Source organism: Ramlibacter pinisoli (genome assembly GCF_009758015.1).
Classification (GTDB): Bacteria; Pseudomonadota; Gammaproteobacteria; order Burkholderiales; family Burkholderiaceae_C; genus Ramlibacter; species Ramlibacter pinisoli.
The window spans coordinates 1,116,153-1,128,812 of the sequence record NZ_WSEL01000003.1 but is presented as its reverse complement, the minus strand read 5'-3'; the positions used below and the strand labels follow the sequence as shown (position 1 = coordinate 1,128,812).

General features: G+C 70.7%; 12 protein-coding genes. 1 reads left to right on the top strand and 11 read right to left on the bottom strand.

Annotation, left to right across the window (positions count from 1 at the left end):
* Positions 1 to 2 precede the first annotated feature (2 nt).
* Positions 3 to 635 carry an LON peptidase substrate-binding domain-containing protein gene (locus tag GON04_RS06615; protein ID WP_157397148.1) on the bottom strand — a complete coding sequence of 211 codons (633 nt, stop codon included), beginning with the start codon at positions 633 to 635 and terminating at the stop codon, positions 3 to 5.
* Between the two features lie 57 nt (positions 636 to 692).
* On the opposite strand from GON04_RS06615, the gene GON04_RS06610 reads away from it, so the two are divergent.
* Positions 693 to 1,232 carry a YggT family protein gene (locus GON04_RS06610; protein ID WP_157397147.1) on the top strand — a complete coding sequence of 180 codons (540 nt, stop codon included), beginning with the start codon at positions 693 to 695 and terminating at the stop codon, positions 1,230 to 1,232.
* Between the two features lie 4 nt (positions 1,233 to 1,236).
* Here GON04_RS06610 and accD read toward each other — a convergent pair whose 3' ends face one another.
* From accD to leuD, 10 genes are all read right to left on the bottom strand, one after another.
* Complete coding sequence (gene accD, locus GON04_RS06605; protein ID WP_157397146.1) at positions 1,237 to 2,109, bottom strand: acetyl-CoA carboxylase, carboxyltransferase subunit beta; 873 nt, start codon at positions 2,107 to 2,109, stop codon at positions 1,237 to 1,239.
* 29 nt (positions 2,110 to 2,138) lie between these two features.
* Positions 2,139 to 2,948: a tryptophan synthase subunit alpha gene (trpA, locus tag GON04_RS06600; protein WP_157397145.1), complete on the bottom strand. Its 810-nt coding sequence runs from the start codon at positions 2,946 to 2,948 to the stop codon at positions 2,139 to 2,141.
* A complete protein-coding gene (trpB, locus tag GON04_RS06595; protein WP_157397144.1) occupies positions 2,945 to 4,210 on the bottom strand; it encodes a tryptophan synthase subunit beta in 1,266 nt (421 codons plus the stop codon). The genes trpA and trpB overlap by 4 nt, the downstream gene beginning before the upstream one ends.
* A complete protein-coding gene (locus GON04_RS06590) occupies positions 4,188 to 4,907 on the bottom strand; it encodes a phosphoribosylanthranilate isomerase (RefSeq protein ID WP_157397143.1) in 720 nt (239 codons plus the stop codon). Before GON04_RS06590 ends, trpB begins: the two co-directional genes overlap by 23 nt.
* A complete protein-coding gene (truA, locus tag GON04_RS06585; protein ID WP_157397142.1) occupies positions 4,904 to 5,686 on the bottom strand; it encodes a tRNA pseudouridine(38-40) synthase TruA in 783 nt (260 codons plus the stop codon). Before truA ends, GON04_RS06590 begins: the two co-directional genes overlap by 4 nt.
* A 25-nt stretch (positions 5,687 to 5,711) precedes the next feature.
* On the bottom strand, positions 5,712 to 8,378 hold the full coding sequence (locus GON04_RS06580) for a motility hub landmark protein FimV (RefSeq protein ID WP_338050904.1): 2,667 nt from the start codon (positions 8,376 to 8,378) through the stop codon (positions 5,712 to 5,714).
* A 263-nt stretch (positions 8,379 to 8,641) separates the two neighbouring features.
* Positions 8,642 to 9,817: an aspartate-semialdehyde dehydrogenase gene (gene asd / locus GON04_RS06575; protein ID WP_157397140.1), complete on the bottom strand. Its 1,176-nt coding sequence runs from the start codon at positions 9,815 to 9,817 to the stop codon at positions 8,642 to 8,644.
* 76 nt (positions 9,818 to 9,893) lie between these two features.
* Positions 9,894 to 10,985, bottom strand: coding sequence for a 3-isopropylmalate dehydrogenase (gene leuB, locus GON04_RS06570; protein ID WP_157397139.1), 1,092 nt, complete (start codon positions 10,983 to 10,985; stop codon positions 9,894 to 9,896).
* 2 nt (positions 10,986 to 10,987) lie between these two features.
* Entirely contained in the window at positions 10,988 to 11,992 is a 1,005-nt protein-coding gene (locus GON04_RS06565) for a hypothetical protein (RefSeq protein ID WP_157397138.1), read from the bottom strand.
* A 5-nt stretch (positions 11,993 to 11,997) separates the two neighbouring features.
* Positions 11,998 to 12,648 (bottom strand): 3-isopropylmalate dehydratase small subunit, encoded by a 651-nt coding sequence (gene leuD / locus GON04_RS06560; protein WP_157397137.1) that lies wholly within the window; start codon positions 12,646 to 12,648, stop codon positions 11,998 to 12,000.
* Positions 12,649 to 12,660: the final 12 nt, after the last annotated feature.

Below are 12,660 nucleotides of genomic sequence, written 5' to 3'. Positions count from 1 at the left end.
GCTCAGGCGATCCCGGTGCGGGCGAGGACGTCGCCCACCAGTTCCAGGCGCACCAGCGGGTTGTCCAGTTCCATGAAACGCTGCTTCAGTTGCACCGGCATGGGCAGCAGCTCGCACCAGCGGTTGGCAACCCAGCCGCAATCGTCGAGACGCCAGGGCTGTTGCATCGGCAACTGCTCGGCGGCATCGGGCCGCTCGCGCAACGAGGTGTAGAGCTTCTCCAGCGCCTGGGCGATCGGCTGCAGGTCGGCCGGCACCGGCACGGCGTGGTCGGGCGCCATCTGCTCGATGTCGGCCACCCAGAGGCCGTGCTTGAGCTGCTCGCTGGTGCGGATGCGGAACCGCTGGCCGCCCTGGGCCCGCACCATCAGCAGTCCGGGGCCCGGCTGCTCGAGAGCGGCGATGGTGGCCAGCGTGCCGACCGTTGAAAAGGCCTCCGGGCCGGCACCGGGCTGCCGCACTTCGTGGCCCTGCGTGAGGGCGACGACGCCGAACGGCGCGCCGGCGCGCTGGCAACGCTGGATCATGTCGAGGTAGCGGACCTCGAAGACGCGCAGCGGCAGCACGCCGCCCGGGAAGAGGACCGTGCCGAGCGGGAACAGCGGCAGCGATTGCAGGGTGAGGGCGGAGGCCAAGCGACGATCCGGGAAGTGACGCCGGTATGATCCCACGAGCAAGACTCGGCCGTGGCCATGGGCACTCAAATCCTTTCCTTCCTGCTCGACGTGGTGGCCGGCCTCCTGGGCGGTGCGTGTCTGTTGCGGCTGTACATGCAGCGCCAGAAGGTGCCGTTCGGCAACCCGATCGGCCGCTTCGTGTTCGCCCTCACCGACTGGATCGTGCTGCCGCTGCGCCGGGTGCTGCCCCCGGTCGCACGCTGGGACACGGCGAGCCTGGTGGCCGCCTACCTGATCGAACTGGTGCAGTACCTGATCCTGTGGGCCGTGATCGGCTTCGCGCTGGAGTCGGTGTTCCTGCTGGCGCTGGTCGGGCTGGTGCGGCTGATCCTCTCGGCGCTGACGGCGCTGGTGCTGGTCTACGCCATCCTGTCCTGGGTGCAGAGCGATTCGCTGATGACGGACCTGATCGACCGCCTGGTGGCGCCGCTGCTGCGGCCGTTCCGCCGCGTGATCCCGCTGGTGGGCGGCATCGACCTGTCGCCGCTGGCCCTGCTGGTGCTGCTGCAGGTGCTGTCGATGGTGCTCACCGCTTTGGTCGGGCGGGGCTTCTAGCGGGTCAGATCACCGCGTCGGCGGGCTGGCGCTGCAGCATGGCCAGCAGGTGCGCGACGCGGGTGCGCAGCTCGCGCCGGTCGCAGATGAAGTCGACCGCGCCCTTCTGCTGCAGGAACTCGGCGCGCTGGAAGCCTTCGGGCAGCGTGACGCGCACGGTGGACTCGATGACGCGCGGGCCGGCAAAGCCGATCAGCGCCTTGGGCTCGGCGATGACCACGTCGCCGACGAAGGCGAAACCGGCGCTCACGCCGCCCATGGTGGGATCGGTCAGGACGCTGACGTAGGGCAGGCCCTTCTTCGCCAGCCGCGTCAGGGCGGCATTGGTCTTGGCCATCTGCATCAGCGACAGCAGCCCCTCCTGCATGCGCGCACCACCGGTGGCGGTGAAGCACAGGAACGGCACCTTCTGCTCGATGGCGCTCTCGACGCCGCGCACGAAGCGCTCGCCGACCACGCTGCCCATGCTGCCGCCCATGAAGTCGAATTCGAAGGCCGCCGCCACCAGGCTGATGCCCTGGACGGCGCCGCCCATGACGACCAGGGCATCGGTTTCGCCGGTGTTCTCGAGCGCTTCCTTCAGCCGCTCGGGATAGCGGCGGCTGTCCTTGAACTTCAGCGCGTCGACCGGCAGCACCTCCTGGCCGATCTCCCAGCGGCCTTCGGCGTCCAGGAACGTGTTGAGCCGCGGGCGCGCGCCGATGCGGTGGTGGTGGCTGCAGGTGGGACAGACGTTGAGGTTGTGCTCGAGGTCGGTCTTGTACAGCACCGTCTCGCAGCTGGGGCACTTGACCCACAGGCCCTCGGGCACGCTGCGGCGCTCGGCCGGGTCGGTCGGTTGGATCTTGGGGGGCAGCAGTTTTTCGAGCCAGCTCATGGGGATGGTGCTCCGGGGAAAGCGGGATTCTAGGCGTCGAGCGCCTGGCGGATGCCGCGCAGGAACGTGGCAGCCTCGGCGGCCACCCGGTCGCGCGGCTGGCCCTCGATGAGTTGCAGCAGCCGGGTGCCGATCACCACGGCGTCGGCCACGCGGCCGATGGCACGCGCCGTCTCGGCGTCGCGGATGCCGAAACCCACGCCGACCGGCACCTGCACGTGCTCGCGGATGCGCGGCAGCATCTGCTCGACTGCGCCGGTGTCCAGGTGGCCGGCACCCGTCACGCCCTTGAGCGACACGTAGTAGACGTAGCCGCTGGCGATGCGCGCCACCTGCTGCATGCGCCGCGCGGTCGAGGTGGGCGCCAGCAGGAAGATGAGGTCCAGGCCGGCCGCCTTCAGCTGGGCGGCGAAGTCCTCGCACTCCTCGGGCGGGTAGTCGACGATCAGGACGCCGTCGACGCCGGCCGCGGCCGCGTCGCGGATGAAGGATCCGGGCCCGTGGCGCAGGTCGTAGCGCTCCACCGGGTTGGCGTAGCCCATGAGCACGACCGGCGTGGCTGCATCGCGCTCGCGGAAGGTCCGCACCATGGCCAGCACCTGCGCCGTGCCGATGCCCAGCGCCAGCGCCTGTTCGCCGGCCTTCTGGATGACGGGACCGTCGGCCATGGGGTCCGAGAACGGCACGCCCAGCTCGATCACGTCGGCGCCGGCCGCCACCATGGCGTGCATCAGCTCGGGCGTGATGTCGGCGTAGGGATAGCCGGCCGTGACATAGGGAATGAGCGCCTTGCGCCCGGCCTGCCGCAGGCGCGAGAAGGTGGCGGCGATGCGGCTCATCGCTGCACCTCGACCTTCTGTTCGCCACCCTTGACCGATTGCCCGCGGCAGCTCGGCCGGCAGTAGAAGTCGGCCTTGCCCAGGTCGGCCACGGTGCCGATGTCCTTGTCGCCCCGGCCCGAGAGGTTGACCAGGATGCTGCGGTCCTTGCCCAGCGTCGGGGCCAGTTTCATGGCGTAGGCCACTGCATGGCTGGACTCCAGCGCGGGAATGATGCCCTCGGTGCGGCACAGGTAGTGGAAGGCGTCCAGCGCTTCCTTGTCGGTGATGCCGACGTATTCGGCGCGCCCGATGTCCTTGAGCCAGGCGTGCTCGGGGCCGACGCCGGGGTAGTCGAGGCCGGCGCTGATGCTGTGCGTCTCGGTGATCTGGCCGTCCTCGTCCTGCAGGATGTAGGTGCGGTTGCCGTGCAGCACGCCGGGGCTGCCGCGCTGCAGTGACGCCGAGTGCTTGCCGCTCTCCAGGCCTTCGCCGGCCGCCTCGACGCCGATCAGGCGCGTGCCCTCGTGCGGGATGTAGGGGTGGAAGATGCCCATCGCGTTGCTGCCGCCGCCCACGCAGGCGATCACGGCATCGGGCTGGCGGCCGGTCATCGCGGGCATCTGCTGGAGGCACTCGTTGCCGATGACGCTCTGGAAGTCGCGCACCATCATCGGGTAGGGGTGCGGGCCGGCCACGGTGCCGATGATGTAGAACGTGTTCTCCACGTTGGTCACCCAGTCGCGCATGGCCTCGTTGAGGGCGTCCTTGAGCGTGCGGCTGCCCGACTCGACCGGCACTACCTTGGCGCCCAGCAGGTGCATGCGGTAGACGTTGGGGCTCTGGCGCTTGACGTCTTCGCTGCCCATGTACACCACGCACTCCAGGCCGTAGCGCGCGCAGATGGTGGCCGTGGCCACGCCGTGCTGGCCGGCGCCGGTCTCGGCGATGACGCGCGGCTTGCCCATGCGGCGCGCCAGCATCGCCTGGCCGATGACGTTGTTGATCTTGTGCGCGCCGGTGTGGTTGAGGTCCTCGCGCTTGAGGTAGATCTGCGCGCCGCCCATCTCGCGGCTCATGCGGTCGGCGTGGTAGACCGGCGAGGGCCGGCCGACGAAGTGCGCCAGCTCGGACCTGAATTCGGCCAGGAACTCGGGATCGTTCTGGTAGCGCGCGTAGGCCTCGCGCAGCTGGTCGATGGCGTGGGTCAGTGTCTCACTGACGAAGCTGCCGCCGTAGGGGCCGAAATGGCCGGCTGGGTCAGGTTGCTGATAGGAGGGCATCGGTGGACCTTGCAAGGAGAGCGTCGGCGGCGCGCACGGCCGCGACGAACTGATGGATCTTGTCGGGGTCCTTCACGCCCTTGGCGCGCTCGACCCCGGAACTCACATCAACGGCCAGCGTCCTGCAACGCGGCCGCACCTGCACGATGCCATCGGTCACGTTTGCAGGCGTCAACCCACCAGACAAGACGAGGTGAGCGTTGACGCTTGGTGGAAGACGTGACCAATCGAAGGCCTTGCCGCCGCCGCCGTAGCCCTCGACATGCGCGTCGAGGAGAACGGCCCGGGCTTGTTCGTGACGGGCAGCAAATTCTACCAAGTCGAAGGTGGCGGCCCCGTCGAGCGGGATGCGCGCGGCGCGCATCCACGGGCGCCCGGCGGCGGCCAGCGCGCACTGCTCGGGTGACTCGTCGCCGTGGAACTGGAGCATGGCCGCGGGCACGGCCGCGCAGGCCGCGGCGACCGCGGCCGCGCTCTCGTTGACGAACAGCAGCACCGGCGTGACGAAGGGCGGCAGGCGGGCGGCCAGCTCGGCCGCACGCCCGGCGGTCACATGGCGCGGGCTCGGCGGGTACAGCACGAACCCGACCGCGTCGGCGCCGGCCTGGACGGCGGTGTCGACGTCCTGCTCACGGGTGAGCCCGCAGATCTTAATGCGGGTCCGCTGGCTCGGCTGGGAATGTGGCGCTGGGCTCATGGCAGCCAATCATAGGCAGGGGTGCGCTGCGGCAGGCCCCAGCGGGCGTCGTACACCGGCCCCAGGAAGTACAGGCCGTCGGGCGGGAAGGTCGGTGCGGCCGCGTCCCGGTCGCGCGCCGCCAGCACCTGGTCGATCCACTGCGGCGGCTGCAGGCCCTGGCCCACCAGCAGCAGGCACCCCATGATGTTGCGGATCATGTGGTGCAGGAAGGCGTCGGCCTCGAAATCGAAGCGCCAGTAGGCGCCGCGCCGCGAGATGCCGATGTGGCGCATGGTCTTGACCGGCGAGCGGGCCTGGCAGGCCGACGCACGGAACGAGGTGAAGTCGTGCTGGCCCAGCAGCCGGGCGGCGGCCGCCTCCATCGCCTGCTGGTCGAGCGGGCGGAAGACCCAGCCGGCACGCCCGTTCTCGAGGCTGGGCCGCACGGGCGATTCCAGCAGCACGAAGGCATAGCGGCGGGCGAGGGCGCTGGCGCGGGAATGGAAGGCATCGGGCACCGGCTGCGCCCACTGCACGGCGATGTCGGGCGGCAGGAAGGTGTTGGTGCCGCGCACCCAGGAGAAGGCCTCGCGTTCGAGCGTGGTGTCGAAGTGCACCACCTGCATCAGGCCATGGACGCCGGCATCGGTGCGGCCCGCGCACACGGTGGCGACCGGCTGGACGGCAAACCGCGTGAGCGCGCCTTCGAGGTGGTCCTGCACGGTGCGGCCGGACGGCTGGCTCTGCCAGCCGTCGTAAGCCTGTCCGTGGTAGCTGACGCCGAGAGCCCACCTCATGGGCGCTCCCTGGAAACCCGGGGGATCAGCCGATCTCCGCCAGGAACCGCTGCGCCTTGTTCTTGAGGTCGCCGGACGCTTCGGCGATGACTTCCTGGGCCAGGCTGCGGGCGCCGTCGGCGTCGCCGATGGCGTTGAACTCCTGCGCCAGCGCGAGCTTGGTGGCCAGCGGGTCGTCACCATCAACCGACGACAGGTCCAGCCCGGTGGTGCTGATCTCGCCTTCGACCGTGTCGGCTGCCTCGGCGCGGGCCGGCGCGGCGCCGGGCAGGTCGAGCGACAGGCCGCCGAGGTCGAACTCGAGCATGCCGGAGTCGGCGGCGGGCGCCGGAGTGGCCACCGCCGTAGCCGGCGCAGAGATCGCGGGCAGGTCGAAGTTGAGGCTGTTGTCGGCGGATGCGAGGTCCGGCGCGGGCGTGGCCAGCGGCGCCACGGGCGTGATCACGCTGAAATCCATCGACAGCGGATCGTCGAGCAGCGGCTGGGCCGGCATGGCCTGCGTGGCGACCGCTTCGGCGGCGGGCGGTGCGGCGAACGCCGGCGCCGCGTCGACCGGGTCGTCGAGCGAGAAGTCCAGGTCGAGGTCGACATCGGCCGCGGGCGCCACGGGCTCGGCAGCCTGCTTGGCAGTGGCGGTGAAGGCCGCGGCCGCCGCGGCGCCGGCCACTGCTGCGGCGACCGGTGCTGCCGCCACGGGGGCTGCGCCGGTGGTCACCGGCTGGCCACCCGGCCGATACATCGAGTTGGACGGGTCGAGTTCCTGGCCCAGTTCGCAGATGCGGGCCCATTCGGAGCCTTCGCCGTGGCTCAGGCTGTAGGCCTCGCTGGCCACCTGCTCGAACGCCTTGGCATCGCGCCGCTTGGCGTAGATCTCGAGCAACTTGACGTGGATGGCCACGCGTTGCGGGCTGGTGCGCAGCGCTTCCTTGAGGATCTCCTCGGCCTGCAGGTCGCGGCCGTAGGCCAGGTACACGTCGGCCTCGGCCACCGGGTCGACGTCGCCGGCGGCATCGAGCTGGCTCGGCGAATAGACCATCGACGAACCGGTGGGCGCGCCTTCGGCCGTGTCGACGCGCTGGCCGCCGCTGGCGCCGAAGAACGAGTCGGGCTGCAGGCGGCTCTCGAGGAAGGAACTGTCGACCTGGGTGGCCTTGCGGCGCTGGCGGACCTTCCAGATGCCCACGCCCGCCAGCAGGGCGAGCACGCCGCCCAGGGCGGCGGGGATCAGCGGGTTGTCGAGCAGTTCGTCGACGAAGCTGGGTTCAGGCGGCGGGGGCGGCGGCACGGACGGCTTCTTGCGCGGTGCCGAGGCGGCCGCGGCAGGCTCGGCGGCCGGCGCAGTGGTCGCGGCCAGCGGGGTGGCACTGGCGCCGGCCAGGGGGGCGGAAGCGGCTTGCGCGGCGTCGCTGGCTACAGCGGCGGCAACAGGGGCCACGGGAGCCGGAGCGCTGGCGGCCGGAGCTGAGGCCGCGCTGGCAGCGGCGGCGACCGGTGCGGCAGGGGTGGCCACCGGCAGCGTCACGCCGGTGGCGGGGCCGCTGGCCGGCTTGCCCGGCGCGGCTGCGGTCGCACCCGGCGCGGCGGCTGCGCCGGCCTTGGGTGCGCTGGCGGCACTGCTCAGGTCCTGCAGCTGCTTGATGTTCTGGTTGAGCTCGGCCACGCGCTTGGCCTCGTCCTGCGCGGCGCGCTGGGTGGCGATGGCGTCGGCGGAGCTCCTGGACTGGACGGCACCCTTGGACAGGGTGAGCTTGTCGGGTGCGGAAGCGGCCGGCTTCTTCTCGTCGACCTGGGCCTGCACCTTGCCGCTGGCCTGCCGCTCGGCGCCGCCGGCCGGGGCCGTGGGCACGCCTTCGGCCAGACGCCGGCGGAATTCGTTGAAGTCGCGGCTCTGCGCCACCAGGGTCTGGGTGGCCTCGGCAGGCGGGACCGCCTCGGCCTGGGCCTGCGAGGGCAGGCTGAGGACGGCGCCCGAGCGCAGCCGGTTGATGTTGCCGCCGACGAAGGCGTCCGGGTTGGAGCGCAGCATCGCGACCAGCATCTGGTCGAGCGAGACGGTGGCGGGCTTGTTGCCGGCAGCGATCTTGCCGGCGGTGTCGCCGCCCTGCACGGTGACCTGCTTGCCCTCGCCGGCCGGTGCGGGTGCTGCCGCGGGGGCTGGAGACGGAGCGGCAGCCTGGGCCTGGACCGGCGGCCGGACGGCGGCAACCGGCCGCGCTGCACGCGGGACGGCCGTCACGCCGGCGGCAGGAGCTGCCGCAGAAGGCGTGGCCGGGGCGGGAGCGGCTTGCGCCGTGATCGGGGCCTGCCCCTGGCGCAGGCTCGGCGGATCGAGCAGCAGCGTGAAGTCGCGCGTGATGCGGCCGGACGACCAGCTGGTCTCGACCAGCATGTCGACGAACGGCTCGCTGACGGCGCGCTCGCTCTGCAGGCGCAGGAAGTAGCGGCCGTCGGAGCGGCGCTGCAGCGTGATGCTGACGCCCTGCAACGCGGGGTTGTAGTCGAGCCCGGCCGCGCGGTAGGCCGCCGGCGAGGCCACGGCGGCGCGCAGACTGGCGGCTTCCTCGCCGTTGATCTCGGGCAGGTCGATGTCGGCGAGCAGGCGTTCGCCGAGGGCCGACTGGACGGTGACGCGCCCGAGCGCCAAGGCGTGGGCGTCCGTCGCGGGGAAGCTCAGCGCGGCGGCAACGGACAACGCAACAGCACTGGCTTGCCAGGTCCGGTTCGCGATCGTTGGGGTCCCCACTGCTCGGTTGGCGGGCAGTTTTTTTCTCTTCATGCGGGCGTTCGCCTTGAGAGCGGAATTGCTAAAAGGACCATAGCATCAATGTTTTAGCCGAACAAGCTGAAACCGGCCTGAGGTTCGGGCAGGCCCCGTCAAGCTCGGCGGAAGCACGATCCTTGTTGTGGCTCGACAACGTGCTGTAACCACTCGCTACAGCGCGGAGCCAATGCCGGTCAGGCGTCCAGCAGGATGCGCAGCATGCGGCGCAGCGGCTCGGCCGCGCCCCACAGCAGCTGGTCGCCGATGGTGAAGGCGCCGAGGTACTCGGGGCCCATGGCCATCTTGCGCAGCCGGCCCACCGGGATGCCCAGCGTGCCGGTGACGGCCACGGGGGTCAGGTCCTTCAGCGTGGCCTCGCGGGTGTTCGGCACCACGCGCACCCACTGGTTGTCGGCGGCGATCATGGCCTCGATGTCGGCCAGCGGCACGTCCTTCTTCAGCTTGAAGGTCAGCGCCTGGCTGTGGCAGCGCATGGCGCCCACGCGCACGCAGAAGCCGTCGACCGGCACCGCCGGGGTGGCGAAGCCGGGGCCCTGGCCCAGGATCTTGTTGGTCTCGGCGCCGGCCTTCCATTCCTCGCGCGAGACACCCCAGCCGTCGTCGCCGCGCTGCTTGCCGATGCCCAGGTCCTTGTCGATCCAGGGAATGAGCGAGCCGCCCAGCGGAACGCCGAAGTTCTCGGTCTCCGCCGCGCCCAGGCTCTGCTGGCGGTGCAGCACCTTGCGGTCGATCTCGAGGATGGCCGACTTGGGATCGTCGAGCAGGGCCTTGACCTCGGCATTGAGCGTGCCGAACTGGGTGAGCAGCTCGCGCATGTGCTGGGCGCCGCCGCCCGAGGCCGCCTGATAGGTCATGCTGCTCATCCACTCGACCAGGCCGGCCTTGTAGAGGGCGCCCACGCCCATGAGCATGCAGCTGACGGTGCAGTTGCCGCCGATCCAGTTGCGGCCGCCCTTGGCGAGCGCGTTGCGGATCACCGGCGAGTTGACCGGGTCGAGCACGATGACGGCGTCGTCCTGCATGCGCAGCGTCGACGCGGCGTCGATCCAGTGGCCGGTCCAGCCGGCGGCGCGCAGCTTGGGGAACACCTCGGTGGTGTAGTCGCCGCCCTGGCAGGTGATGACGATGTCGCACTTCCTGAGCGCCTCGATGTCGAACGCGTCCTTCAGGACGGCTTCGTTCTTCGCCTGGGCGGGCGCCTTGCCGCCGGCGTTCGAGGTCGAGAAGAACGCCGGCTCGATGAGGCCGAAGTCGCCTTCGGCCTGCATGCGGTCCATCAGGACCGAACCGACCATGCCGCGCCAGCCGACCAGGCCGACCAGCGGTTGTTGTGCCTTGGAGATTGCCATCGTCATACGCCTTTCGAGTGAATCCTGGTTCCCCGGCTCGTCCGGCCGGGGAGAGGCGCGCGACGAACCGGAGCTGCTAGCTCTTGGTAATGGTCTTTTTGGTGATCGCGGCCACGACGGCATCGCCCATGGCGCGGGTGCCGACCTTCGTGGTGCCTTCGGACCAGATGTCCGCCGTGCGCAGTCCCGACGCGAGCACGGCCTTGACCGCCGCCTCGATGCGATCGGCGGCTTCGGGCTGGTTCAGGGAGTAGCGCAGCATCATGGCGGAGGACAGGATTGTAGCCAACGGATTCGCCACGCCCTTGCCGGCGATGTCCGGCGCACTGCCGTGGCTGGGCTCGTACAGGCCCTGGTTGCCCGCGTTCAGGCTGGCCGAGGGCAGCATGCCGATCGAGCCGGTGAGCATGGCCGCCTCGTCGGACAGGATGTCGCCGAACATGTTGCCGGTGACCACCACGTCGAAGAACTTCGGCTGCTTGACCAGCTGCATCGCCGCGTTGTCCACGTACATGTGGTCCAGCGTGACGTCCGGGTACTCCTTGCCCACTTCGGTCACGACGTCCTTCCACAGCTGGAAGGTCTCGAGCACGTTGGCCTTGTCCACGCTGGTCACGTGCTTGTTGCGCTTGCGGGCGGCCTGGAAGGCGACGTGCGCGATGCGCTCGATCTCCGGGCGGCTGTAGCGCATGGTGTCGAAGGCTTCCTCGGCACCGGGGAAGTGCCCGTCGGTGGCGGTGCGCCGGCCGCGCGGCTGGCCGAAGTAGATGTCGCCGGTGAGCTCGCGCAGGATCAGGATGTCCAGGCCCGCCACCAGCTCGGGCTTCAGGCTCGAGGCGTGCGTGAGCTGCTCGTAGCAGATCGCCGGCCGGAAGTTGGCGAACAGTCCCAGGTGCTTGCGCAGGCCCAGGATGGCCTGCTCGGGCCGGAACTGGCGCTCCAGCTTGTCGAACTTCCAGTCGCCGACGGCGCCGAACAGGATGGCGTCGGCGGCCTTGGCCAGCTTCAACGTGTCCTCGGGCAGGGGGTGGCCCTTGGCCTCGTAGGCGGCGCCGCCGACCAGGGCCGTTTCCATGTCGAGGGGGAGGTCGAGAACCTTCAGGACCTTCACGGCCTCGGCCACGATCTCGGTCCCGATGCCGTCGCCCGGCAGCACTGCAATCTTCATCGTCATCTCGCTAGGTGGGGAAGGGAATCGGCCGGCCCGCCGTCGGCGAGCACGGCCCGGATGCGTTCCAGCAGGGCGCGGTTGGGAACCGCGCGGCCGCTGGCAAGGAACGCGACATTGTCGGCCAGCGTTTCTTCGGGATGGAACACGTAGCTGGTGTTGCCGCCGAGCTGGTCGAGGTAGGAGGCGCTCGCCTGGGCCGGGAACCAGACCAGACGGCCGGCCTGGCGCAACGGCCGGCTCGGCGCGCCGTCCCGGCCGGGCTCGACGGCCAGCAGCCGCACCTCGAGCACGCTCAAGAAGGTCTCGTCGGGGCCCAGCTGGTCGCGGCCGGCCACGAGCAGCGGCATCACCGCCAGCCGCTGGCCGCCGTCGTCGATCCACACCACGTGGCGGTGGTGCGGCGCGTCGGGGTTGGCGATGCGCAGCGGCTCCCACTCGGCCGGCCAGGCCAGCGGGCCGACGGGCTCGAAGCCCAGCAGCCGGTACAGGCGGGTGGCGCGCTCGGGCTGGCGGCGGTCGGCGATGTGCACCAGCTCGTGCGCCAGCAGTTCGGCGTCGCTCACCCGCATTGGCGGCAGCACCTGCGGCAGGAACACGGTGTCGCCGCGGGTGTAGGGCGCGCCGGCGGAATCGGAGCCGTCGGTGCAGACGATGGTCACCGGGTCGGGCAGGCGCAGCGGCAGCTGGCGCAGGCTGTCGGCGACGTCCGCCAGCGCCAGGCTCCAGCGCCGGCGCTGCTCGGGGCCGCACTCGCGCGCCGCGCCGGCCAGCGCCGCCTTGAACTGCTCGAGCGTCACCGGCGCCTGGCCGCGCACCGTGGCGGCGCGCTGGACGTCGCCGGTCGCGGCCATCCAGTCGTCGTCGGCGGCCAGCGCGGCCTTCGCCTCCGCCAGGCCGGCGAAGCGCAGGCTGGCCAGCCCGGGCCGCAGGTCCTGCGCGGCGGCCAGTTGCGCCACCAGCAGGCCGGCCGCGAGCAGCCCGCGCAGCAGGCCGGTGGCGCCCACGGTGGTCAGCCCGGCAGGGTGTGGGCCAGCCAGGGCTTGGTGGCCAGCCGGTTGGCCTCGTAGGCCTTGATCTTGTCGGACTGGCGCAGCGTCAGGCCGATGTCGTCGAGGCCGTTGAGCAGGCAGTACTTGCGGAAGCCCTGCACCTCGAATGCGATCTCCTCGCCCTGCGGCTTGACGACCACCTGGCGCTCCAGGTCGATGGTCAGCTCGTAGCCGGGGAAGGCCAGCGCCTCGTCGAACAGCCTGGCCACCACCGAGTCGGGCAGCACGATGGGCAGCAGCCCGTTCTTGAAGCTGTTGTTGAAGAAGATGTCGGCGAAGCTCGGGGCGATGATCGCCCGGAAGCCGTACTGGTCGAGCGCCCAGGGGGCGTGTTCGCGCGAGGAGCCGCAGCCGAAGTTCTTGCGCGCCAGCAGGATGGACGCGCCCTTGTAGCGCGGCTGGTTCAGCACGAAGTCGGGATTGGGTTTGCGGCTGGCCGGGTCCTGGCCCGGGAAGCCGGGGTCGAGGTAGCGCCACTCGTCGAACAGGTTCTGGCCGAAGCCGGTCTTGTGGATCGACTTCAGGAACTGCTTGGGAATGATGGCGTCGGTGTCGACGTTCTCGCGGTCCATCGGGGCCACCAGGCCCTTGTGCACGGTGAACTTGTTCATGGTTGGTCTGCC

What these genes read in the sequence shown, in the direction of transcription:
- GON04_RS06610 (WP_157397147.1), top strand. Translation starts at nt 693, where the DNA reads ATGGGCACTCAAATCCTTTCCTTCCTGCTCGACGTGGTGGCCGGCCTC.
- truA (WP_157397142.1), bottom strand. Translation starts at nt 5,686, where the DNA reads ATGAGGTGGGCTCTCGGCGTCAGCTACCACGGACAGGCTTACGACGGC.
- trpA (WP_157397145.1), bottom strand. Translation starts at nt 2,948, where the DNA reads ATGAGCCGCATCGCCGCCACCTTCTCGCGCCTGCGGCAGGCCGGGCGC.
- leuD (WP_157397137.1), bottom strand. Translation starts at nt 12,648, where the DNA reads ATGAACAAGTTCACCGTGCACAAGGGCCTGGTGGCCCCGATGGACCGC.
- GON04_RS06590 (WP_157397143.1), bottom strand. Translation starts at nt 4,907, where the DNA reads ATGAGCCCAGCGCCACATTCCCAGCCGAGCCAGCGGACCCGCATTAAG.
- accD (WP_157397146.1), bottom strand. Translation starts at nt 2,109, where the DNA reads ATGAGCTGGCTCGAAAAACTGCTGCCCCCCAAGATCCAACCGACCGAC.
- asd (WP_157397140.1), bottom strand. Translation starts at nt 9,817, where the DNA reads ATGGCAATCTCCAAGGCACAACAACCGCTGGTCGGCCTGGTCGGCTGG.
- leuB (WP_157397139.1), bottom strand. Translation starts at nt 10,985, where the DNA reads ATGAAGATTGCAGTGCTGCCGGGCGACGGCATCGGGACCGAGATCGTG.
- trpB (WP_157397144.1), bottom strand. Translation starts at nt 4,210, where the DNA reads ATGCCCTCCTATCAGCAACCTGACCCAGCCGGCCATTTCGGCCCCTAC.